The organism is Streptococcus sp. 343_SSPC (assembly GCF_001072385.1).
GTDB lineage: Bacteria > Bacillota > Bacilli > Lactobacillales > Streptococcaceae > Streptococcus.
In genome coordinates this window covers 1-23,447 of the sequence record NZ_JVKU01000016.1, presented here as the reverse complement: position 1 = coordinate 23,447, position 23,447 = coordinate 1, and the positions used below count along the sequence as shown (strand labels likewise).

Genomic DNA, 23,447 nt, shown 5'->3' with positions numbered 1-23,447 from the left:
TTTAGTTGTAGCTTACTCAGTAGCCTGTTGGAGTTGTAGCCAGCAGGCGTTTTTTGTTCTCTTGATGATCCTTATAATAGATTTTCTCGGACATGCCGACGCAAATCTTCCAAGCTAGTTATTCCATACTGATCCATGACCTTTGGTAAGTCTTGGATAATGGTCGGACAAGCATATGGATCTGTAAAGTTAGCAGTTCCGACTCCGATTGCAGAGGCACCAGCAATAAACATCTCCAGGGCTGCTTCTGCTGAATCCACGCCCCCCATTCCAATAATCGGCAGTTTGGTCGATTGGGCTACTTGGCGGATGAGTTTCAATGCTACTGGGAAGATAGCTGGTCCTGACATACCTCCGGTGCCATTGGCAATGATGGGCTTGCCTGTCTTGAGGTCAAAGCGCATCCCGACCAGCGTGTTGATCATGGTCAAGCCACTCGCTCCTGCATCTTCTGCAGCCTTGGCGACTTGAGTAATGTCCGCCACACTAGGTGTTAATTTGACATAGACAGGGACGGAGGAAGCTTCTACCGCTGCTTTTACTGCATCATAAGCCAACTCTGGAACCTGTCCGATTAAGAGGCCATTGTTGCCATGATCTACGTTTGGACAAGAGATATTGAGCTCGATGGCCTTGACATTTGGCGCTTGCGAGATCTTCCGCGATACCGTTGCATACTCTTCATTAGAGAAGCCAGCTACGTTGGCGATAATCGGTAGATTTGGATAATGCTGGGCCAACCAAGGGAGTTTCTCTGCTAGGACCACGTCTACCCCTGGATTTTGGAGCCCAATGGCATTGAGCATGCCTGCAGGCGTCTCAGCAACGCGTGGTGTCGGATTTCCGAAGCGAGCCTTAGCAGTTGTCGCCTTGATCATAATGGATCCTAATAAGTCTAAATCATAGTATTTGGCATATTCCTGACCAAAGCCAAAACAGCCGGAAGCTGGAATGATGGGGTTTTTCAAGTCTAATCCTGGTAAGGATACAGCTAATCGATTACTTGTCATACTTTCCTCCCTACATCACAATCGTACCAGTTTCAAAGACTGGACCGTCTTCACACACGCGCTTATTGGCTGCTTGGCTTTCATTTTCTAAATGCACCACACAGGCATAGCAGGCACCCATCCCACAGGCCATACGCGATTCCATGGAAATGTAGGCGCGAGGGTGGTCATGGAATTTGGTATTGACATATTTGAGCATGCCAGGTGCTCCACAAGAATAGATAGCGTCAAACTCCTGGTCCATCTGATCAATGACCGTAGAAACATAGCCCTTGGTACCATAAGAACCATCGTCTGTTGTAATGGTGACTTGGCCGTACTGCTTCAATTCTTCTTCCAGGATTACCGCTTCTTTATTGGCAAATCCAAGGACAGAATGGACTTCTACTCCCTGATCATGTAGCTGTTTAGCCACTTGGACCAAAGGTGGTACTCCAATCCCGCCGCCGATGATCAAGGCACGCGCCCCTTGACCAAGACCTTTTAGGTCAAAGCCATTTCCTTGAGGACCCATGACACTGAGGAAGCTACCGACAGGCAAGTGAGAAAAGATGGCTGTCCCTCCCCCTTCTACCCGATAGATGAGGCGACAGGTCTGGCTGCCTGGATCAATCTCTGAGATGGAAATGGGACGACGGAGGAGTTTAGAGTCATCCGGTACACGGATATGGAGAAACTGCCCCGGTAGCATCTGCTCCACCATTTCCCCCTTCAAGATCATTGAAAAAATCCGTGGCGCAATCTCTTCTTGAGCGATTAACTCCATGTCTTCCATCATGATTTTTCCAAACCGTTTTTTACAGCTATCACTGACCATTGGTTTCCTCTTCTTTCTTCCAGCAAAAAAGACCTCGCAAAAGCAAGGTCCTACAAATGATCAGCTAGACTCGGTCCGCTGATCTTTTTTCTGTCTTTCCTTGCAGGCCTCTCTGGACCCCTTAAAGGTTAAATTTGTCTCATTATATCGCTCTCCTTGTCGCTTGTCAAGTAGAAGCCCGATGGCTCCGCTCATTTCCCATCTGTCTCAGGAGAAAACCCTTCTGGTACCGGTGGGATATACTGTAAAGCGATGCGATTTTCTGGCTTGCGATCAACCAAGTAGAGAACCAACAAGAAGATCCATTCCAGGGGCTTCATTAGGTAATAGATCAGGTCCATGGCCCATTTCTTCTTGATATGTTTGGCAAAGGGGTAGCCATAGCGGTCATAATTACGACGCAGGAAGCGATGGAAACGTGGCGTTTTTTCTTCTAGAACCTGCTCAAAGGCATTGGCAATACAGAGCTGGCGATTCACCACAACAGGATGACCATGCCGGACTCCCATCCGTTGGGGCTTGACCACCTTTTTATGGCCACCAGCCGCAACCGTACAGAGATAGTGCTCATCCATGATGAGATTCTGAGGAGGGATCTTTTCCGAGAAGGTCCAATCTGCCGTATTGGTCCAGGCCTTGACCAAGCTATCAGGACGTTGACCAAAGAGCATGAGGATCATGACCAATAGCGCTAACAAGGGGAGGGCAAAGACGACTGCCAACCAAGGCCAGTGTTTGGATTGGTGGAGGATCAGGTGAAAGCGCTGGAGAATCGGATTGTCATAGGCCTTAATGGGATCAGCTCCCTCCCACTCCTTTATCCTGGTCCGCAGGAGACTAATAGAAAAAACCAACAAGAAGACCGTGTGACAACCGATGACTTGCAACTGGATGTCAAACACCCCTAACAATACCAATCCCATCAATATCCCACTAATACAAAAGATATTTAAAAGTGGAGATAAGGAATTGGCATCTCGGTAAGAATAGATGACCAGAGCTAGGAAGGAAATCAGTGCTAAAGTAAGAATCGTCGGGAGAGCCTCCGACCAAATCATGGTATGCTTCTGCTCATTGATGAGCTGTTTGGTCCAATCATAATTTGTCAAATCCTTTACTAGATAGATGACGAAGGATTCCATGATACAGCCAAAGACTCCTATCCAAAGTATTACAAAGTACTTGCGATTATTGACCCTTCGTTTAATTTTTTCCTCTTCTTTCTCATCATAGACACCGACCATTTCCTTTTCCAAGGTCTGGGCCTGTATCGTAGACCAACGAGAAATAGCATACAGAATCACAAAGATATTGGGAACAAAATAACTAACTACTAGGGCATGAACAAGAATTGTAACACTGTATATTGCGACTCCAAAAATAGCATTCCAGAAACCCAAAGATTGGATATTTCCTGGCAAGCTACCAAGGATTAGAAAGACGTACAAACCAAGAAAGGTCAGTAAATTGGTCATAAAGTTTATCTTTACTAAACTGGCTAAAAATTTGGTCTCCAGTTCCTGATTCCATTTTTTGTACCATTGAGCAATTCTTTTCATAAAGCCTCCTAAGCACTATTTGTCATCATTCTATCAAGCTACAATCAATCCTTCAATTCTAAACCTGTTTTATAGGGAAAAATCCTTCTAGAGACTGATACTAGCTGGGATTTTCTGTCAAAAGTATGTTAAAATATAAGCATGAGAATCCAACAATTACATTACATTATCAAAATCGTCGAAACAGGCTCTATGAATGAGGCGTCCAAGCAACTCTTCATCACCCAACCAAGTTTGTCCAATGCTGTGCGGGACTTGGAAAAAGAAATGGGAATTGATATCTTCATCCGTAATCCCAAAGGAATCACTTTGACCAAGGATGGGATGGAGTTCCTTTCTTATGCCCGTCAAGTCGTCGAGCAGACCCAACTCTTAGAAGAACGCTATAAAAACCCAGTAGCCAACCGGGAGCTCTTTAGCGTATCCTCCCAGCACTATGCCTTCGTAGTCGAAGCCTTCGTCTCTCTGCTCAAGAAAAGCGATATGGAGAAATACGAGCTCTTCCTACGGGAGACCAGAACCTGGGAAATCATCGATGACGTCAAGAACTTCCGCAGTGAGATTGGTGTCCTCTTCCTTAACGGCTATAACCGAGATGTCCTCTCCAAAATGCTGGATGATAGCCACCTTAAGGCAACCCACCTCTTCACTGCCCAACCTCATATCTTCGTCAGCAAGACCAACCCTCTAGCTAACAAAGAGGTGGTGAAATTAGAAGATCTAGAAGACTTCCCTTATCTCAGCTACGACCAAGGGACCCACAACTCCTTCTACTTCTCAGAAGAAATCCTCTCCCAAGAGCATCACAAGAAGTCTATCGTCGTTAGTGACCGTGCTACCCTCTTCAATCTCTTGATTGGTCTGGACGGCTACACCATTGCGACCGGGATCCTTAATAGCAACCTCAACGGAGACAATATCGTTTCCATCCCACTAGATATCGATGACCCGATCGAGCTGGTCTACATCCAACATGAGAAAGCTAGCCTCTCTAAGATGGGTGAAAAATTTATCGAATACTTACTTGAGGAAGTCCAGTTTGATAAATAAGGAGGGATTATGAAGGTAAAGAAAACCCTTATTTTTATCAGTATAGCTCTTGTTATTGGTTTGATTGCTTTTTTTAATGTTCATCCTATTCCGACTCTATTCGAAATCCCCCCTCAAGTTACCTTGAGTTCTGATTTTAATGGCTATTTTGATTCTGAGTATCCATTAAAGGAAGATAAAGAAGCCGAAAATAGGTATTCATTAACATTTAGTATCGAAGGAATCAACCGAGTATCTTTAGATGATATTAAAATCCTGGATCAAGATAACAAGGAACAAAGTATTTTGAAATTTGAAAACGACTCAGAAGGAGAGAACACCCTCTGGTTCGCGGGAAAACCAAATACCAAGTACAAACTCAGTTATAAAGATCGTTTTTCAGATACCAAAGCAGAATCTTCTTTCACCACACCTTCAAATAGAACTGTATTTAAGGAAGTTCGAAAAGAAGGAGAGAATCTACTTGCTAACTATCTGAAAACGAACCTCCAAACAGAAATATATGGTAAACTAAATTCTAACTGGACCAATATTTCCCCTTATTATACTCCAACTGATGAGGAGAAAAAGGCCATTGCTGATGCCTATTGGGACTCATCCATGACCTATACTCTGGAATTCTATCAAGCTGATGCTTCTGCTTTCCGTTTTCTTATCCGTTATAAATGGTCACCTCCAGATATGGACGAGCTGAACAAAAAAATAAATGATCGTGAAGACCAACTAAAAAAAGAATTCAAGAATGATCCAAAAAAAGTATTCAAAACAGTTGTTTCAGAACTGCCAGAAATGATCAAGGATACACCTCGGAAAGAAACTGAAGAGCAGACAGCTTCCTTAAGGTTTAATCGTGATTCTCCATCATTAGACAAGACTTCTGATACACTAAGTATCATTGGGTTGGAAGATATTCTTAACACAATTGAAGAAATATATCCTTAAACGCACAACAACTCCAGATAGCTCAATTGGCTACCTGGAGTTGTTTAGTTTTTTATCAAGAACTTCAGTGGTAAAGGTCATCTTGTCCGTATAGGTTTTTGACCTTGATAAAACTTTGACCGCCTTATCTCCTCCATAAACATCCTCTATAACATAGGTTTCAGTAATCGTTGTTTTAAAGGTGTCACCGGTTGTACTAATACCGACTGGAAGATTTGAGAATTGATTTGAATAAAATAAATTATAGAAAGAATAATCTTGCTTCACATCTAGCGTATTGGAACCCAAATCATAGCGTGTATCCCAATAATTTAATTCTTTTGAAGGGTCATAATCATCAAAGAATGCTTGATTCTCTGCTGTTGAGTTTGATTGATACTGTAGAAAAAATACCGGGCGGAAATAATTAAAATCTGGTGCACCGCCATACTGATAATAGGTTTGCAATTTTCCTGTCTTCGGATTCTTCAGTTGAAACTGAATCTCTGTACTTGCTTCAGGAATTTGAAACAAGGTATCGCCTTGGTAGAGCATCAAGACAGAGCCAAGTTCAATCGTACTTCTTTTCTCATTCACATGCAATTCAGGAAAGCGATAAGATAGTTTTTTTAATAGTCGTGAATCGATACTTTCCTTACTAAAAGCCGGACCGCTTCTAGAGGTAAAGATTGGAATGGTTGCTTTACTTTTATCAGTAAAGGTTACATGTAATACTGAATCATTATCATATAATCTTACATCTGTTCTTGTGGACTCTTCCCACTGACCATCAGAAGGTTTCTCAACATCTTTATCGTAGATAAATTCGATGTTAATATCTTGGATGACCTTCTTTTGAGGTTTGACATCACTGGCCTTATAATTATAAACCTTATGATAGATGTGCTTTGAATCAAACCAATCCGGTCTAATATAATAGCGAAAAGCGAAATAGCCCATCGTTAAGAGACCAATCAAACTAAGGACGATATATCTCTTTTTTAACTTCACCTTCTTCATACTCGCCTCCTGGGAAATTTATTTCATTATATCATAATCACCCTCATTATTATAGACTTGCTAATGAGAGCATAATCAATAAAAACACCTGTAACAAGTGGGTTTCCACTTCTCTCAGGTGTTCTTTTATTGTCTTAATTTCGAAAACACTTGGCCAATTTTCCCTTCGATGACCAGGTCTGCCTGCTTGTCCTGTGGGATACTGGTCTTATTGATGACGACCAGCTTCTCCCCTTGGAAATACTGGATCAGGCTGGCTGCTGGGTAGACGACGAGGGAGGTACCACCGATAATAAGTAGATCAGCTTCATGGATGGCTTGGGCTGCTTGGCTAAAGACGTCCATATCGAGAGGTTCCTCGTAGAGGGTTACATCCGGCTTGACGATCTTGCCACAGTCCAGGCAAAGTGGAACAGGCCCTTCCAAAGCTAGAAAGGACTCTAAATCATAAAATCGCTGACAACTCGTACAGTAATTACGGTCGGCACTACCATGGAGTTTCAAGACTTTTTTAGACCCTGACATTTCATGGAGACTATCAATATTTTGCGTCACGACTGCTTTGAGTTTACCAGTTTCTTCCATCCAAGCCAGATAGCGATGGGCTGCATTGGGCTTGGCATCTGGATAGAGCAAGTATTTCTTATAGAAGTCGAAAAAGTCTTCTGGATAGCGCTCAAACATGGTATGAGAGACCAGTTGCTCTGCTGTAAAATGGCGCCCTAAGGTGACGCTATAAACACCATCAGAGCTCCGAAAATCAGGGATATTGGACTCTGTTGAGACGCCTGCCCCACCGAAAAAGACAATCCGTTGACTCTGATCAATGATTTCTTGCAACTCTTTCAGTTTATCCATGTCTTCCTCCTTACAAGAGTGCCTCGATAACAGCATTGGCCTGGTCAAAGTAAAAAGGTTCTCGCCGGTAAACAATCCCCGTCTCCTTAGCCAAGCTCACCAAGAGTTCCATAAAATGCTGGGAAGAAAAACCAGTCGTCCGGTGGAGTTCCTCTTCATCAAAGGGTTTGATCAAGTGGGCCAGAGGATTGCGGACAGATTTTTCCAACTCCCGCAGTTGCTTAGCCGCATCCTTGGTGGAATCCGGCAAGTCCAAGAGCAAGATCAACTCCGTTAAACTAGACGAATTGACCGCACTCTCACTATGGAATTGTTGCAAGGCTGGATTTTCAGAGGCCCGGATCTTGTCAAACTTCCAATGGTCATAGCTGGACTCCTTTGAGTTGTGGATGTAGTCTGCAATATCTGGGATCTGCATCTCAATCAAGCGCATAAAAATTCGGTAAATGGCAGGACTCACCGCGCGAATGAAGTCGATGATCTGATTGTTGCGAAGCTTGGCCTCTAAGTCGTAAAGGTAGTTCGCCAACTGTTCCTCTTCTGGGTCCTCATGCCAAAAAAGCTGAAAACCAGTTGCATCTAGCAACTCGGTTCTCAACTTTTGGTTCATGATTGGTTGGATATTGAGCTCTCGACGCTCCGCCATTAACTGCAATAAGGTCAAGACCAGCTCTGGCACGCCTAGCTGCTTCTTAGCAGACTGAAGGGCCCGACTATACTGGTAGGTCTGAAGGTCGTAGAGCCATTCATCATGAAGGTATTCTGTCATTAGTCTGCTATCAAGGTCTCAAGACCAACTTTCATCATATCTGTGAAAGTATTTTGACGTTCTTCTGCAGTCGTATCCTCATCTGGATTAACCAAGCTATCAGAAATGGTCATGATGGCAAGGGCATCCACATGGTGTTGAGCAGCAAGATAGTAAAGAGCCGCCGCTTCCATTTCCACAGCTTTCACGCCCCATTTACCAAGCTCCAAGTTCTTTTCAAAGTAGTTTGAATAGAAGACATCAGAAGACAAGACATTACCGACGTGAGTGGTCATGCCAAGGTCCTTGGCAATGTGGTAGGCTTTATCTAGCAAATCAAAGCTAGCGATTTGTGGGAAATCGTATTGAGGCCAGTCGTTGCGGATGATGTTTGAGTTGGTTGCGGCAGCTTGTGCCAAGACCAATTCACGGACGTGAACATCGCCATTCAAAGAACCAGCTGTCCCCACACGAATCAATTTCTTCACGCCGTAGTCCACGATCAACTCGCGCGCATAAATCGAGATAGATGGCATCCCCATCCCAGTACCCATAACAGATACACGGTGACCCTTGTAGGTACCCGTGTAACCAAACATGTTCCGAACTTCGTTGAAGCAAACAGCATCTTCAAGGAAATTCTCAGCAATAAATTTCGCACGAAGAGGATCTCCAGGAAGGAGAATTTTATCAGCAATTTCACCTTGCTTAGCAGCAATATGGATAGACATAATTAAGATATAAAGGGCGACAGAGAACAAAGTAAAAATAGGAAATCCGACAAAGATGCACTGCATCTAGGAGGATTTATCTTTTTTACACAGTTCTCCGCCCGTATTCAGTTCAGCGAATACGGTAAACCCATCCTTTCTTTTTTTATTGAGTAATTAGGAGAGCTTTCCGCTCGTGTTCAAATCAGAACACATGCTCTACCTTTCTGTGTGTATTTTTTTGAAAAGCTTTCCGCTCATGTTTACATCGCAACACAAACTCTAGCTTTCTGGATTCATCATAGAGGCCAGGCATCAAAAGTGAGGTTTATTCCAGCCCCAACAAGCCTGGTTCCTTATATGCTTAGTTAAATTATACCATAAGAAGATAGGTTTCATCTAGCTTGTAGGATAAATCCCCTATATAAAAACTACTGAATCTTATCTACTGGAGACTCCTTGATTTTTTTCCCCATGAGATGATCCAATCCTTTGGAGAAACCAACAGTTAGAAAAGCTGTCAGCAAGAGATAGGGTAGAGCTGTTAACCCTTGTCCCGTAAACCCAAGGACCAAGCCAGTTGCAGATAAGGGAGCTTTTAAGGTCACTGACAAAAAGCAAACCGAACCTAGGAGAAAGAAAGCTGGAGTATTTCCAACACCAAGTACCAAAGAGATGAGGGCTGCTCCTGCCATTCCCAGTGCAAAGGAAGGCGTCAGAGTCCCTCCATAGGCACCTGCCCAAAAGGTAAGCAGAACGACTAGAGCTTTTAGGGTAAACAGGAGTAGAATCGTCTGCCATGTGGCCCCATTGAGAATCTCCTGAGCCATCATCCGCCCATTTCCAAGCAGGTGGGGCTGAAAGCTTGCTAGACCAGCTAGGAAAACAAATGCTAATGGCAAAGTGATGAAAATTCGTTTGTCCTTAATTCGATAAATGGATGCCTTCTTTGTGAAACGGGCAAAGAGCCAGGCGACTGGAGTAAGGATGACTATTCCAATAAGCATATGCCATAAGACAGTAGGGGAGCAAGTTATTTCAGTCACTTGATAGAGGGCTCTGTCTGAAATGACCCAACCTGCCGTATAAGCAGCCACATAAGTGGTAATCCCAGCCAAGACAAAGCGTTTTATCGAAAATGCCAGCCCCAAGGTTTCAAAGATAAAAAAGACACTGGTAAGTGGCACTTGGTAGACCGCTGCCAAGCCTGCGCCAGCCCCGCAAGCAATCAGAAACATGCGGTCCTGAAACGATAAGTCTAGTGCTCGTCCAAGCGGAGTCGCCAACAAGGCCCCAATCTCCCGGGGTGCTCCTTCTTTTCCTACTGGTGCACCAGCTCCTACGGCAATAATTTGCCAGGTGGAATGGAGCAACTGTTTCCAGAAATGAAGACGATGATGGGAAAATTCCTCCTTCATCTGGCCCTTAACAGAGAGAATATTTCCCTTTCGCTGTAGGAGATACCAGACCAAGGCTGAGCTGGCACCAACAAGAAACAGACTGAGCCAAATCCGTGAAGTCGGAACTCCATCTGTCAAAAAGCCAAACTGGTGCTCTGAACGACCAAAAACCAATCCTTCCACCAATTCTAATAGGTAATGAAGAAAGATACCCGCTAAACCCGAAATGAGCCCTAGCAGACAAGCTGCTAGGACTAGTCTTCGTTTATAGGGAATTGTTTGAAGAGATCTCACAATTCTTTCCAAGGTTCTTACAATTCAGCAAGAATCGCTTTTAGCAATCCTTTGAAGTCGCCTTTGACGCGCTCTGTCACTTCTACTACTTCTTCGTGGTTGAGCTCTTCTTGGAAACCAGCAGCAAAGTTGGTAATACATGAAATACCAAGAACCTTCAAACCAGAGTGAGCCGCAATGATGACTTCAGGAACAGTTGACATACCAACAGCATCTGCTCCAAGAGTCTTATACGCACGGATTTCAGCTGGAGTTTCGTAGGTAGGACCAGTCACACCGATATAAACCCCATCATCCAATTTGATACCCAATTTGTCTGCTACTTGATGAGCAGTCTCACGGTATTCTGGAGTGTAAGCTTTGGACATATCAGGGAAACGTGGACCAAAATCATCCAAGTTTTCACCGATCAATGGGTTTTGACCAGTCATGTTGATGTGGTCAGTAATAGCCATCAAGGTACCAGGACCGAAGCCGATACCACCAGCAGCGTTGGTGACAAGAACCCCTTCACATCCCAAAACTTTCATGACACGAACTGGGAAAGTCACCACTTCCAATGGGTTTCCTTCGTAGAAGTGGAAACGTCCTTGAAGGGCCAAGACTTTACGTCCAGCAAGATCACCATAAACCAATTTACCAGCGTGTCCGACTACTGTGGATTGACCCCAGTTTGGAATTTCGGAGTAGTCTACTACAACTGCATTTTCGATTTCTTCAGCCAATTCTCCAAGACCTGATCCAAGGATCAAACCGAACTCAGGAGCTTCGATTCCTTTGCCCTTCAAAAATGCTGCTGTTTCATTGATTTTTGCTAATAATGTCATTATGTTCCTCCTATTATTTCTTAAGTAATGCACCGATTTTGTCAAAGGTGTTGGCGTTGCGAATAGTCATCTGGCGATAGAAAGGCATCTTCATCAGATGTTTGTGGTAGGCCGTTTTAGCATAGCTTGCTTCTGAGTATTTCCCCCAGAAAACCGCTAGCTTGCCAAAGTGGAGCACTTCTTCTCCTAAATCTAAAGCCAGCAACTTCTCTTCTACGGATTCCCTACCCAAACCCTCGGTGTAAAAGAGGACATCCTTACGAGCCATCTCTTCTGTCCACCATTCCGGTAAGTTCGCACATTCTGCTTCATAGTCTTCTCGACTCAGGAGAGAAAAGCGCTCAATAAAGGGATAATGGTTCCCAAAGAAGGTCGACAGCCCATCCACTAATTGAGTCCGCGGAAGATCCGTCGTAAAGAAGATATTGCCACTATTGATGTAGGTTTCCACTTGGCCGAGGCCTAGATCCGTCAATTGCTGACGCAGATCCCCCATGGCTACCTTATTCTTGCCGCCAACATTGATTCCTCTTACGAGTAAGGCAAAACGCGTCATCTTAGACCAATTTATCTAAGAAGCTTTCACCGATCATGGCTTTCTCAACACCGAAGTTGTCCGCCACTGTAGCTGAGATATCTGCAAAGTGTCCAACTGGGAGCAAGCCACTTCCTTTGAAGGATGGGCTGTAAGCCAAGAATGGGATGTATTCACGCGTATGGTCTGTACCAGCGTAAGTTGGGTCATTTCCGTGGTCAGCCGTGATCATCAAGAGATCATCTTCTTTCATAGCAGCGATGATTTCTGGCAAGCGTTCGTCAAACTCATGCAAGCAATCACGGTAACCGTGTGGATCACGACGGTGTCCATAAAGGGCATCGAAGTCTACCAAGTTAGTGAACGAGAAGCCATGTTTAAAGTCTTCTGAGTTCATAGCCTTGATCAAGTTGTCAATACCGTGGCTGTTTGATTTGTTGTGGCCCATATCATGGTTGATACCAGCGCCGTTGAAGATATCGCTGATCTTACCAACTGAGTAAGTATCGATACCAGCTTCGTTCAATTTGTCCAAAACAGTTGGAGCAAATGGTGAAACAGCCAAGTCACGACGGTTGGCCGTACGTGTGAAGTTTCCTGGCTCCCCTACATAAGGGCGAGCAATGATACGTCCAAGAAGAGCAGGACGTTCCAATGTAATAGAACGAGCGTATTCACAGATACGGTAGAGTTCATCCAAAGAAATGATGTCTTCGTGAGCTGCGATTTGAAGAACTGGGTCAGCTGATGTATAAATGATCAACTCGCCAGTTTCCATTTGGCGTGGTCCGAAGTCATCGATGACCGCTGTACCAGAATAAGGTTTGTTAGCTTCGCGGATGACCTTACGACCTGAGAATTCTTCAATCTTAGTAATAATTTCTTCTGGGAATCCATTCCAGAAAGTATCAAACGGTTCTGTAATATTAAGGCCCATGATTTCCCAGTGACCTGTCATAGTATCTTTTCCAAGAGAGACTTCTTCTAACTTCGTTGCGTAACCAGTTGGATTGCTCTCAGCAGGTACAGTCTTTAAAGGTTGTTCACGCGGAATATTTCCAAGACCTAGCTTTGCCATGTTTGGTACATTCAAACCAACTGCTTTTGAGATGTGTCCAAGTGTGTCAGATGCGCCATCAGGTACACCGGCATTGACAAAGTTATTAGCATCTGGAGCTGCTCCGATCCCTACTGAATCCAATACAACTAAATGCATACGATTAAATTTTGGCATTTTGAATGTCTCCTTTATAATTTAAACTGAATACAGTATAACACAAATTTTTGAAAATGTAACGCTTTCATATAAAATTTTATAAATAAGTTTCATATTCGTAGAAAAAAGGACAAAATGCCCTTTTTAAAGTGATTTGCTAATGATTTTTGGACCTTCTGGTGTCCCTACGATGACTTTAGAAACCATTCCTAAGAAGAGACCATGGTCGACAACACCGACAGTCCGGTCCAACTCTTCTGCTAAGGCTTCAGCATCTGGGATCACTTTCAAATCCAAATCAATGATAAAGTTGCCTTGGTCGGTCACAAAGCGCTGGCCATCTTTCTCACGATAAGCTGGTGAATAACCCTTCTTCTCAAAATGACGGAAAAGATTCTCTGCTCCGTATTGAACCACTTCTACCGGCAGTTTAAAGGCACCAAGCGTCTCCACTTGTTTAGACTCATCGACAATCCAGATGCAGTCTTTTGAGTTGGTCGCAACGATTTTCTCCATTAAGAGGGCACCGCCCCCACCTTTAATCCCGTTCAAAGCTGGGTCTACTTCATCCGCACCATCTACGGTCAAGTCTACCACTTCTACATCGTCAATGGCTTTGAGAGGAATTCCCAAACCTTCTGCCTGTTCATAGGTCACGCTTGAGGTCGTTACAGCAGTAATCTTCAAGCCTTCCTCCTTGATGCGACGTCCCAATTCAGCCACAAAATAATAAGCAGTTGACCCTGTACCAAGACCGACAATCATGCCGTCAGTAACAAACTCAGCCGCCTTAATGCCAACCTGTTCTTTTAGGTTTACCATCATAGACCTCCATTTCTATTCATATTTAGTATAGCATATTGGCCGACAGATTTCACTAGTTAACTGAAAACCTTTTCAACCTCTCCTTCTAAAAGCAATATCTTGCCCCTCTTGCTAGTTTACGATAGAATAGAAGAGAATACACAGGAAAAGAGAAGATACATGATTACTAGAGAATTTGATACTATCGCTGCGATCTCGACTCCGCTCGGTGAGGGGGCTATCGGAATCGTTCGCTTGAGCGGGACAGACAGCTTTAAAATCGCACAAAAGATTTTTAAAGGAAAAGACTTGACCAGCGTGGATAGCCATACCCTCAACTACGGCCATATCGTGGATCCAGATAAGGATGAGATCCTCGACGAAGTTATGATCGGAGCTATGCGTTCACCAAAGACCTTCACTCGCGAAGATATTATCGAGATCAATACTCACGGTGGGATTGCGGTGACCAATGAAATCCTGCAATTGGTGATCCGCGAGGGGGCACGTCTTGCTGAGCCAGGTGAATTTACCAAGCGGGCCTTCCTCAATGGTCGTGTCGATTTGACCCAGGCTGAGGCGGTCATGGATATTATCCGCGCCAAGACTGACAAGGCTATGAACATCGCTGTCAAACAGTTGGACGGATCCCTCTCTGATCTCATCAACAACACGCGCCAAGAGATCCTCAATACCCTGGCTCAGGTCGAAGTCAACATCGACTATCCTGAGTACGACGATGTCGAGGAAGCAACGACTGAGATCATCCGTGAGAAGACCACTGAGTTTGAAGCCCTCTTGAGCAATCTCCTCAAGACAGCTCGTCGTGGTAAGATCCTCCGCGAAGGGATCTCTACTGCTATCATCGGCCGGCCAAACGTCGGTAAGTCTAGCCTTCTTAACAACCTCCTGCGTGAGGAAAAAGCCATCGTAACCGATATCGAAGGGACCACCCGAGACGTCATCGAGGAATACGTCAACATTAACGGTGTTCCTCTCAAGCTGGTCGATACGGCTGGGATCCGCGAGACCGAGGACATCGTCGAACGCATTGGTGTGGAGCGCTCTCGCAAAGCCCTTAAAGAAGCCGACCTGGTCCTTCTGGTCCTCAATGCCAGTGAACCCTTGACCGATCAGGATCGCCAGCTCCTTGAAATCTCTCAAGATAGCAACCGCATCATCCTCCTCAACAAGGTCGATCTCCCGCAGCAAATCGAGTTGGACGAGATTCCTGCCGATCATATCAAGATTTCCGTTCTGAAAAACCAAAATATCAACCAGATCGAAGACCGAATCAATGCCCTCTTCTTCGAAAATGCTGGCCTGGTCGAGCAAGATGCTACTTATCTCTCAAATGCCCGCCACATCTCTCTCATTGAGAAAGCTGTTGAAAGCCTCCAAGCAGTCAACGAAGGCCTGGCCATGGGTATGCCAGTGGACCTGCTCCAAGTCGATCTGACCCGCACTTGGGAAATCCTTGGCGAAATCACAGGGGATGCCGCTCCAGACGAGCTCATCACCCAACTCTTCAGTCAGTTCTGTCTTGGAAAATAACCATCAAAAAAATCGTATGTTGCAAACATACGATTTTTCTATTCTTAATTTCCTTGGTCCAGACTTTGAACAGTGAGGTAGGCTTGGTAGACCAAGAAGAGTCCGACTGCTGTCAAAAATGGAATGGCGAGAGGGAGTTCTGTCTCGATTTGGCCAAATGGTGAATTGCCAACAAAGTGAAGGCCAAAACCAGATACAAAATAGAACCAACCCGTCAGCATCAACTCCTTGCGACCTTTTGTAGCTTGAACGATCAAGTAGAGACCCACCATGAAGAGGGCTGTGTAGACCCAGTGTGATACGACCCCATTCATGATCCGACCTAGGATACCAGATACTGCGTAAGAAAAGCCTTCTGGCATGTCTTGACGGATATAGGCAAAGTCCTCCACAATCTGGAAACCAAGACCAGATGCAATCGCTAAAAGGAAGATAGATTTGATCCGACGCACATTGAACAAGTAGAGGACAAAGAAGATCGGAATCAACTTGAAGGGTTCCTCAAAGAGGGGGCCTGCAATCGCACTCTCATACTGGTTCCAAAAGTCGCTATTGGGCGCTACCGCTTGAATCATCTCGTGGAAATAAGTGTTGGCAAAACTAGACAACCAACCTGCGATAAAGCCCCCACCTAGGAGAGAAAAAAGAACCGGAATCCAAGACAACTTCCACTTCTTGGCGAAATGAAAGAGAGCCCAAACAGCAGGAATCGCATAAACTAGGAGCAAGAGGACAGAGATACCAATGATCCCATACTGACTGCCTGTCATCCAACCAGCTGTGATAGACTGCGTCTCATAGGCTAGACCAATCGAGAGCAAGAATAAGAATAGAAACAAAATCGATTTGCGTTTCATAAAAAACCTTTCTTTAAAACAATTAAAAAGGCTGGAATCCCAGTCTTTTTGTCTATATGGATATTGTAACAATAAAAGCTTAAAAAAACAATAAATGGCTACGGGTAATAGAGATTGCTGGTGACTGCAAATTATTGAAGGCATTTTGGGACCATTCAAAACAACAGAGCTCTAGAACTAGGAAACATTAATACTACCACTCCACACATCCCACGTAAACGAATTCCCTTATGTTTTTTAATATTCTTCAAAACTATATCTTAAATAATTTATTTAATCTTTCTAACTCTGATACATTCATACACACTTCTACTCCAGTAACTACCCCCTTACTATAAATAATTCCACAAGAAAACACAATTCTATATTTACTCAAAATATTTGACAATACTACAAATGCTTCTAAAGCATAATCCTCTATGGTAATAAAACTATTCTTTTCATCTTTAAAAAACTTTATAAATCCAATATCCTCACACCTATCACGAAAATAAAACCTAAGTGATTTTAAGTAATAATCAAAAAACACATCACTTTCCATAGAAAACCCTTTCATTTTTAAAATATTCTGTTATATCATACAAAAAAATACGTTTTGTGACCATTCGAAACAACACAGCAAGTTAAAATAAGGCTTTGTCAGTATCCAACTTGAAAAAGTGTGCACCGATTAGGTGCCTTTTTGTGCCTTGTTTTATTTATCCCTAACCAGTCATTATATTAACTACATTTTACTCCTTCCTTCTTCAAAAATCAATTCATTATGTGGAGACATTCCATCTATTTTTAACTTTAAATTTACAAATTAACTCACATTCACGAGCTTCTTTAGAAGGTGGATAAGCTCCTTTTTATAAAACATTTCTAATTTATTTTCTGTAGAGACTTTCCGCTGTGAAAAAAGTGCCTTAGGCTCAAGAATTAGTCACGGAACTTCTACGATTTCTAGTAACCAAAAAATTTTTTTTGTGCTAATCATTGTCAATTATGTACTTTATTTAAGTGAAAATTAAAAATTTTTCAATTGTACATTCATACAAAAACACGGCTCATGAATCATAGCCGTGTTATATTTTACTTAAGCTATTTAGCTAGTTCTCTTAGTTAATTTTTACTTACCTTTTATTTGCTTTAAGTCCTGTATCTCTTTTAGAATACTAAAAATATAAACACTAAATAGAACTACACCTAAAAAAGATAAAACAAAGAAACCTAACGTAAGTATTTCGCCTCTAACAGCTAGTACCCCAAGGGAAAAAATACCGATAGCCATTATGGAAATTATGAGGATAAACCACAAGTAAATCATGTAAAACTTATAAAGATAGCAAAAGGACTTATTTTTTTGTTTAGGCTTATCCTTCCAGTTTAAATAAAAGAAAGAAGGTATATAAATAATTAAAATAAATAGAAATTCCATTTCTAGCACAACCTCTCATCTTATCTCCCTTAATCAAATACATGATTTATAGCATATTAAAACTTTTTATTTAAGCAAACTAATGACAAAATCTAAATGCAAAATCATCGATTAATCAATTCCTCAATTTCCTTTATCCCTTCAAACTCTCCAACACTTTCGAAAAGTTCTATAGCTCGTTTGAAATGTCTATTGGATAATTCCGTATCTTCCAAGGCTAAATAGATTTCACCTAACCCTCTATAGCTACAAGCTTGAGAAATCACATCATCAGTCTCTAAAGATTGTTCCAATGACAGATTCATGAATGTAAGAGCTTCATCAAGGTTGTTTAATTTCAATCTCACATAACCTTGTTCGTAGTTATTCACAGCTTTCTTTAGATTATCATTGGGAAAATACTCTTCAATTATCTTCTCTTCATCTTCAATGAGCTTTAAAGCCTTATGAAAAACACCCTGATCTCTGTAGATCATAGCTAATTGATGTAATCCAATGTGTTCATGTTCTTTATCTTCATTTTGTTGAGCTAATAAAATGTATTTCTCAAAGATACGGGTACACAAGGCATAGTCTTTTTCTGCCAATAATAAATACCCCATCAGATTTAAAAGGCTAAAATCTGTACAGGTATCAATGGAAAAATCTTGTTCAACCAACTTTTTAGCTTCTGATGTTTTTCCCTCCAGAAACAAGTCCCAAGCTGTATCAATTTTAGAGACCATCTATTTTCCCCTTTCAACTATAAACAACCTTCATAAAATAAAATCACTCTACAAGAATGTGCTAAACACTTTAATCCACTATGCTAAAGTGTAACAAAAAGCCCAAATAACTACTATTTAGGCAAAATGTTACTTAGTTTCTTTTTAAATGAGCTATGAGTAACTTAATAAGATAAGCTAGAACTACAAGTGATAATAGAAAGAAAATAGAATAAATAAAATAGATTTGCATATCTGACACCTCCTAAATAAAAGAGATAAGCCATCTTTTCCTCAATATTATTGTACTCCCGCTTGAAAGCGGTGTCAAGTTTTATGATAAATAGTATCAACATCTGGAATAAATTTAAAGCCTATAAAAAGCAAAATAAATCAATCTGTTTCATTTTGAAATCCTTTAACGATTGTAAAATATATCCTATTTTAGAAGAGGTACGTATAAAGTTATCAATTTGGATAATGTCAAAGCAAGAGAGAAATATAATTAGTAAATATAAATACTATATTTTTACATTTTTTAATATACTTTTATTAGTATAATTGGTAAAATCTTAATTAACAAAAATTATAGTCTATCTAATATTCCAATTACCATACAAGACAGGTTGATTGAATAGGACTAGATAAACGAATCAATGTTGACACGAATGGAGGGGGTTAATATTAAGAATTTAATAAGTGATAAAATGTCTAATAGACAAATCATCAAAGACTTTATTAGTAGTTTTATTAGTTCTTTAAGTGGAAAAGCTTTTAATTTCGCTTTAGGATTAATGTTACTGGACCAAACAAAATCGGCAATGAGTTTTGGAATCAATATGATCATCTATCCTTTAGTTAGTTTGATTTTCTTGGTTCCAATCGGTAATTTAGTAGACCGATACCGTCATAAAAAGATCTTAATTTATAATTTTATCTTTAGGCTTATAATCTTTCTTCTGTTTTATGCTTTTTATTTTTTAACGAATTCATCTACTATCTTATACCTCGTAATCCCGTTTGTCATACTCCACTCTATTACAGTTAACATCAATGATACTTGTTATTCAGCCTCTATCCACGAGTTAGTAAATGATACAAAAATTCAACGATTAAGCTCTGTTACACAAGCTGCCATTGCTATCGCAACCATGCTTTCCCCAGCTATTGGAGTCATTCTTTATAATTGGTTAGGCTTCTCAGGCTTTATTCTCATAGAAATCATTGCAAACCTCCTTTCTTTAGGTGTCTTACTTACCATGAAATTCTTCTATGAACACGAAGAGCAAGAAGTCAAGATTAAACAGAATGAAAAGCATCAACACGGGGTCAGAGAAATTATCCAATTCTTAAAAGAAAATCAGATTGTCAAATATATTATTCTTGTTAGTGTTGTACTGAATTTTTTCTATACTTCCATTAGCATTGGAGTACCATTTGTAGTCAAAGAGCAACTCTTATTAGATAATGCAACAGTAGGTATCCTAGAAACAATGTCTGCAGTTGGAATGTTATTAGCCAGTGTGTCGATGTCACTACTGCCAGACAAAAAAGAAAATAACACACTTCTCTCTAATAGAATTCGCATTCCACTTTTTCTTCTAACCATCGCCATCGTTGGTTTGGGTATTACATTTGCAACTACTAACACCCAAGTGATTATTTCTTCCGTTGGCGGTTTATTTATGGGAATTATAGCATTTACTCTTGTTATTCTAAATATTGTCGTCATGACCTATCTTCAAAGTAGTATTGAAACAAATTATTTAGGAAGAGTAATGAGTACTTTGTTCACACTAAATACGTCTATCATGCCGATAGGTACCATTGTATTTACTTATCTATTTCAAAAGGACATAAACGGAGGTCTGATATTCATATTTGGAGGTGTTTCTCTCCTGATCTATACCATGATAATGTTACCTCGAATATATAGAATACTCCAAAAAGAACACATTTATTGATATTGAAACAAAAGCAGTACTAAAACGTAAAATGAAAAAGACAAGGATAAAACACCTTGTCTTTTTTTAAATACTAACAATGGGACTTTTTTCATAATTTAGCACCTTTTTAGTAACCTGTTCAAGATACGGATGTATAGTCCAGATAAAGACAATTCAAATTAGATTACGTCTATCTATTTACTTACCTTTTATTTGCTTTAATTCCTTTATCTCTTTTAGAATACTAAAAATATAGAAACTAAATAGAACTACACCTAAGGAAAGTCTCGAAAGAGAAATTTCTATTCAATCAGAAAATCCGAAGGATAAAAAGTTCATGTCCCCTGCAGGAATCGAAAAACAGGACTCAAACCCTTGATTTAAAGGCTTTTCTAACTTACTTGGTCAATTTTTGGTCAAAAATTTCGCTTACTTTTTTTCAAACTCACTCCGGCAATTCCACCTTCAAGCTCATATCCGAAAGTACAGCGAATCACTTCCTTTAGTCAAACATATAACTGAACAACATTGTTTATCTTCCTGCACTTTCATATTTTTTCAATCCTTTTCTAAAAATTGTACGACTGATAATAATCAAAAAAACTGTAAAAACTATTTGATAGAAAAATAGGTTCAATGTATCTTTCCCTAAAAATATTAATACTGCAGGATTGGCAATTAATAAATTGGGAACAAATAACATAGTGATCAATCTGTTAATACCTGTAAAAATATTATATGGATACTTAGAAATTCCAATATAATTCAAAAATACATCTACTTTTGAAAATTTAGTTGGGAACCAAAATGAACTAATCGTTATTAGAAACCAAATTGAATAATATATAATACAACCACACATTAAAGAAAGGATATAAAATAATATTTTTAATGAATTTAAATGTACATTTAAATTTCCATAACTTATAAAAATGATCGCAAGACCAAAAAAAGTATTCACGAATTGAACTAAATTAAATGATCTAAAAATATAGAACAACTGAGTATCAAACGGCCTCAATAAAATTTGATCCAAGTTACCACTCAAAATATCTGATTCTAAAATTCCCATACTTCTAATTAACAATCCCATCATAACTCCATCTACAATAGTGTAGGAACCTACCAAAAATAAAATTTGATAATAGTCCCAACCATTAAAAGAGTCTATGTTTAAGAAAATCAATCTAAAAAATACAATAGGTAAACCAATCCACAGTATCGACGAAAATAGACCACAAAAGAAGTCAAAATGAAAATTCATATCAGATTTAAAACCAAAATGAAGTAGCCTAAAAATTACTTTTATTCTAAACATTTTATCCTCCCACATTTGAGAAGTGCTCCACTCCTTTTCTCAATATGAATCTTGATATAATATAAAAAATGATGCACCAAATCAATTGAATACAAATAATTCTCAAATAGTCTATTAATTTATATGTATCATTACTAAACATCTGAAGCGGTTCATATACTAAGTATTTAAAAGGTAATACATCTAAAAACAGACGAAAATTATTTGAAAAAAAACTTAAAGGCAATAATATTCCTGATAAAAACTGAATTACTATTTCTTTAACAGTAAGGACAAAAAATATATTTTCTAACCAAAAAGAAAGCATACCTACACAACATGATATTAAAAACCATAGAACCATAGATAGAATAATTGCAATACTTCCTAAAATAAGAATTTCAATGGTTAATAACTCATTCTTGTAATAAACACTGGAGAATAAAATGACAGGAATGATGATAAATAATAAATGAGCAAGCCTATCTCCAAGCATTTTACAAAAATAATACTTATAAAAAGTAACAGGTTTTATTAATATGCTAAAAAAATTTCCTGAATGAACATCGTCATTGATTTCCCAATCAACTGGATAAAAAACAAAATATGAAAAAATTATAGTCCCCAAATAGTATTGAACCATTGAGGTAAAATCATATCCTGCTATATTTATCTGGTTACTCTGATATATATACGTCCATAAAAATACTGATATCATAATTTGTATACTTGCCTGTAACATTAACAATAGTACACTTGATTTATAGTTCAAAATAGATCGAAATGATATCAGAATAATAGACATTTCTTTTTTCAATTGTGCTCCTTTTTTGTAAAATAGTTTTGTAAAATAATTTCTTCTAAAGAAAGATTTGATATTTCAAAATCTTCTATATCTACAAGCTTATTGATTGATTCTAATGTCTCAAAGACAAAATCTCTAGGTATTTTTAGTATACATTCCGATTTTGTTTGAGAAATGACTACTACTCCTTTAACAGAGCATAACTCTGGTACCAAATCTAATGTCATTTTTATCTTTAAATATTTAAAATCAGAAAATTTAGATAAAATAACATCCATTGACTCCTGCAAAATAATTTTTCCTTTGTCAATGACGATTAATTCGTCACAAACAGACGAAATATCATCCATATCATGACTCGTTAAAATAATAGTAGTATGACATTCTTCATTCATTTTCTTTAAAAATGTTCTGATATCTTTTTTAGACTGTATATCTAACCCTATAGTAGGCTCGTCTAAAAATAATATTTCCGGACTTGTTAAAGATGCCGCGATAAACTCCATTTTCATTTTTTGTCCAAGAGAGAGGGTCCGGACCTGCTGGTAAAGCTGATCTTTTACATTCAACAAATTGCTTAATTCCTGAATTCGTTCTTGTAAAATCGCCGGTTCTACCTCATATAAAGTACCAATCAATTGAAAATAATCCATAGCCGAAACATCTTGAAATAACTGTAATTTATTTCCTACTACTATTGAAATTTTTTTTCTAAAATTTATACTTCTTTTAAATGGAATTTCTCCATTCACTTCTAATTTTCCGGAACTAGGATAAAGAGTCCCAGTCAACATTTTAATCGTTGTGGATTTACCAGCTCCATTACTCCCAATAAAGCCAACTATACTCCCTCTCTTAATCGTAAAACTAATATCTTGAACAGCTCGAATCGTTATTTGATTACGTTTCAAAAATCTCTTGATAAATGGGAGTCTTGAATCAAAATTATAAAAATTTTTAGATAAATTCTGAGCATTAATAACTATTTCACTCATATATCTCTCCTTTCGATAAAATATATTTACTTGTACTTTTTCCATACTTTACCAAAATGCTAAAGATTGAGCTAAAATCTTCGGGATGGGTAAAATAATA

General features: G+C 39.8%; 22 protein-coding genes. 4 read left to right on the top strand and 18 right to left on the bottom strand.

Annotated elements, in window-relative coordinates; all coding sequences use genetic code 11:
- Positions 1 to 71 precede the first annotated feature (71 nt).
- The 3 genes from ADH27_RS03985 to ADH27_RS03975 all read right to left on the bottom strand — a co-directional run bounded on the left by ADH27_RS03985 (position 72) and on the right by ADH27_RS03975 (position 3,386).
- A complete protein-coding gene (locus tag ADH27_RS03985) occupies positions 72 to 1,010 on the bottom strand; it encodes a dihydroorotate dehydrogenase (protein WP_048715878.1) in 939 nt (312 codons plus the stop codon).
- A 10-nt stretch (positions 1,011 to 1,020) separates the two neighbouring features.
- Positions 1,021 to 1,827 carry a dihydroorotate dehydrogenase electron transfer subunit gene (locus ADH27_RS03980; RefSeq protein ID WP_048715876.1) on the bottom strand — a complete coding sequence of 269 codons (807 nt, stop codon included), beginning with the start codon at positions 1,825 to 1,827 and terminating at the stop codon, positions 1,021 to 1,023.
- Positions 1,828 to 2,018: 191 nt separating this feature from the next.
- Positions 2,019 to 3,386 carry a DUF6688 domain-containing protein gene (locus ADH27_RS03975; protein ID WP_048715875.1) on the bottom strand — a complete coding sequence of 456 codons (1,368 nt, stop codon included), beginning with the start codon at positions 3,384 to 3,386 and terminating at the stop codon, positions 2,019 to 2,021.
- 141 nt (positions 3,387 to 3,527) lie between these two features.
- On the opposite strand from ADH27_RS03975, the gene ADH27_RS03970 reads away from it, so the two are divergent.
- Complete coding sequence (locus ADH27_RS03970; RefSeq protein WP_048689847.1) at positions 3,528 to 4,436, top strand: LysR family transcriptional regulator; 909 nt, start codon at positions 3,528 to 3,530, stop codon at positions 4,434 to 4,436.
- Positions 4,437 to 4,445: 9 nt separating this feature from the next.
- On the top strand, positions 4,446 to 5,378 hold the full coding sequence (locus ADH27_RS03965) for a hypothetical protein (RefSeq protein WP_048715873.1): 933 nt from the start codon (positions 4,446 to 4,448) through the stop codon (positions 5,376 to 5,378).
- Between the two features lie 30 nt (positions 5,379 to 5,408).
- Here ADH27_RS03965 and ADH27_RS03960 read toward each other — a convergent pair whose 3' ends face one another.
- The 9 genes from ADH27_RS03960 to rpiA all read right to left on the bottom strand — a co-directional run bounded on the left by ADH27_RS03960 (position 5,409) and on the right by rpiA (position 13,787).
- Positions 5,409 to 6,377: a hypothetical protein gene (locus ADH27_RS03960; RefSeq protein ID WP_048715871.1), complete on the bottom strand. Its 969-nt coding sequence runs from the start codon at positions 6,375 to 6,377 to the stop codon at positions 5,409 to 5,411.
- A gap of 126 nt (positions 6,378 to 6,503) precedes the next feature.
- Positions 6,504 to 7,235, bottom strand: coding sequence for an NAD-dependent protein deacylase (locus ADH27_RS03955; protein WP_048715869.1), 732 nt, complete (start codon positions 7,233 to 7,235; stop codon positions 6,504 to 6,506).
- Positions 7,236 to 7,245: 10 nt separating this feature from the next.
- Positions 7,246 to 8,004 carry a hypothetical protein gene (locus ADH27_RS03950; protein WP_053091436.1) on the bottom strand — a complete coding sequence of 253 codons (759 nt, stop codon included), beginning with the start codon at positions 8,002 to 8,004 and terminating at the stop codon, positions 7,246 to 7,248.
- A complete protein-coding gene (gene deoD, locus ADH27_RS03945; protein WP_048716249.1) occupies positions 8,004 to 8,714 on the bottom strand; it encodes a purine-nucleoside phosphorylase in 711 nt (236 codons plus the stop codon). The genes ADH27_RS03950 and deoD overlap by 1 nt, the downstream gene beginning before the upstream one ends.
- Positions 8,715 to 9,124: 410 nt before the next feature.
- Positions 9,125 to 10,387, bottom strand: coding sequence for a chloride channel protein (locus ADH27_RS03940; protein ID WP_239681769.1), 1,263 nt, complete (start codon positions 10,385 to 10,387; stop codon positions 9,125 to 9,127).
- 17 nt (positions 10,388 to 10,404) lie between these two features.
- Positions 10,405 to 11,214 (bottom strand): purine-nucleoside phosphorylase, encoded by an 810-nt coding sequence (locus ADH27_RS03935; protein WP_048715865.1) that lies wholly within the window; start codon positions 11,212 to 11,214, stop codon positions 10,405 to 10,407.
- Between the two features lie 13 nt (positions 11,215 to 11,227).
- On the bottom strand, positions 11,228 to 11,770 hold the full coding sequence (locus tag ADH27_RS03930) for a DUF1697 domain-containing protein (RefSeq protein WP_048715863.1): 543 nt from the start codon (positions 11,768 to 11,770) through the stop codon (positions 11,228 to 11,230).
- A 1-nt stretch (position 11,771) separates the two neighbouring features.
- On the bottom strand, positions 11,772 to 12,983 hold the full coding sequence (locus ADH27_RS03925) for a phosphopentomutase (protein ID WP_048715862.1): 1,212 nt from the start codon (positions 12,981 to 12,983) through the stop codon (positions 11,772 to 11,774).
- A gap of 126 nt (positions 12,984 to 13,109) precedes the next feature.
- A complete protein-coding gene (gene rpiA, locus ADH27_RS03920; protein ID WP_040803071.1) occupies positions 13,110 to 13,787 on the bottom strand; it encodes a ribose-5-phosphate isomerase RpiA in 678 nt (225 codons plus the stop codon).
- Between the two features lie 162 nt (positions 13,788 to 13,949).
- Here rpiA and mnmE point away from each other — a divergent pair, with 162 nt between their 5' ends.
- Positions 13,950 to 15,323, top strand: a complete 1,374-nt coding sequence (gene mnmE / locus ADH27_RS03915) for a tRNA uridine-5-carboxymethylaminomethyl(34) synthesis GTPase MnmE (RefSeq protein WP_048715861.1) — start codon at positions 13,950 to 13,952, stop codon at positions 15,321 to 15,323.
- A 44-nt stretch (positions 15,324 to 15,367) separates the two neighbouring features.
- Here mnmE and ADH27_RS03910 read toward each other — a convergent pair whose 3' ends face one another.
- The 3 genes from ADH27_RS03910 to ADH27_RS03895 all read right to left on the bottom strand — a co-directional run bounded on the left by ADH27_RS03910 (position 15,368) and on the right by ADH27_RS03895 (position 18,325).
- On the bottom strand, positions 15,368 to 16,180 hold the full coding sequence (locus ADH27_RS03910; RefSeq protein WP_048715859.1) for a PrsW family glutamic-type intramembrane protease: 813 nt from the start codon (positions 16,178 to 16,180) through the stop codon (positions 15,368 to 15,370).
- Positions 16,181 to 16,433: 253 nt separating this feature from the next.
- Positions 16,434 to 16,721 (bottom strand): hypothetical protein, encoded by a 288-nt coding sequence (locus ADH27_RS03905; protein WP_239681768.1) that lies wholly within the window; start codon positions 16,719 to 16,721, stop codon positions 16,434 to 16,436.
- A gap of 983 nt (positions 16,722 to 17,704) precedes the next feature.
- Entirely contained in the window at positions 17,705 to 18,325 is a 621-nt protein-coding gene (locus ADH27_RS03895; protein ID WP_048715856.1) for a tetratricopeptide repeat protein, read from the bottom strand.
- Positions 18,326 to 19,011: 686 nt separating this feature from the next.
- Here ADH27_RS03895 and ADH27_RS03890 point away from each other — a divergent pair.
- On the top strand, positions 19,012 to 20,268 hold the full coding sequence (locus ADH27_RS03890) for an MFS transporter (protein ID WP_239681767.1): 1,257 nt from the start codon (positions 19,012 to 19,014) through the stop codon (positions 20,266 to 20,268).
- Between the two features lie 514 nt (positions 20,269 to 20,782).
- Here ADH27_RS03890 and ADH27_RS03885 read toward each other — a convergent pair.
- From ADH27_RS03885 to ADH27_RS03875, 3 genes are read right to left on the bottom strand one after another with little or no spacing between them, the layout of a single operon-like run.
- Positions 20,783 to 21,568, bottom strand: coding sequence for an ABC transporter permease (locus tag ADH27_RS03885; protein ID WP_003013947.1), 786 nt, complete (start codon positions 21,566 to 21,568; stop codon positions 20,783 to 20,785).
- A 1-nt stretch (position 21,569) separates the two neighbouring features.
- Positions 21,570 to 22,364, bottom strand: coding sequence for an ABC transporter permease (locus ADH27_RS03880; protein ID WP_003013825.1), 795 nt, complete (start codon positions 22,362 to 22,364; stop codon positions 21,570 to 21,572).
- Entirely contained in the window at positions 22,361 to 23,347 is a 987-nt protein-coding gene (locus tag ADH27_RS03875; RefSeq protein ID WP_003010129.1) for an ABC transporter ATP-binding protein, read from the bottom strand. Before ADH27_RS03875 ends, ADH27_RS03880 begins: the two co-directional genes overlap by 4 nt.
- Between the last annotated feature and the right edge of the window lie 100 nt (positions 23,348 to 23,447).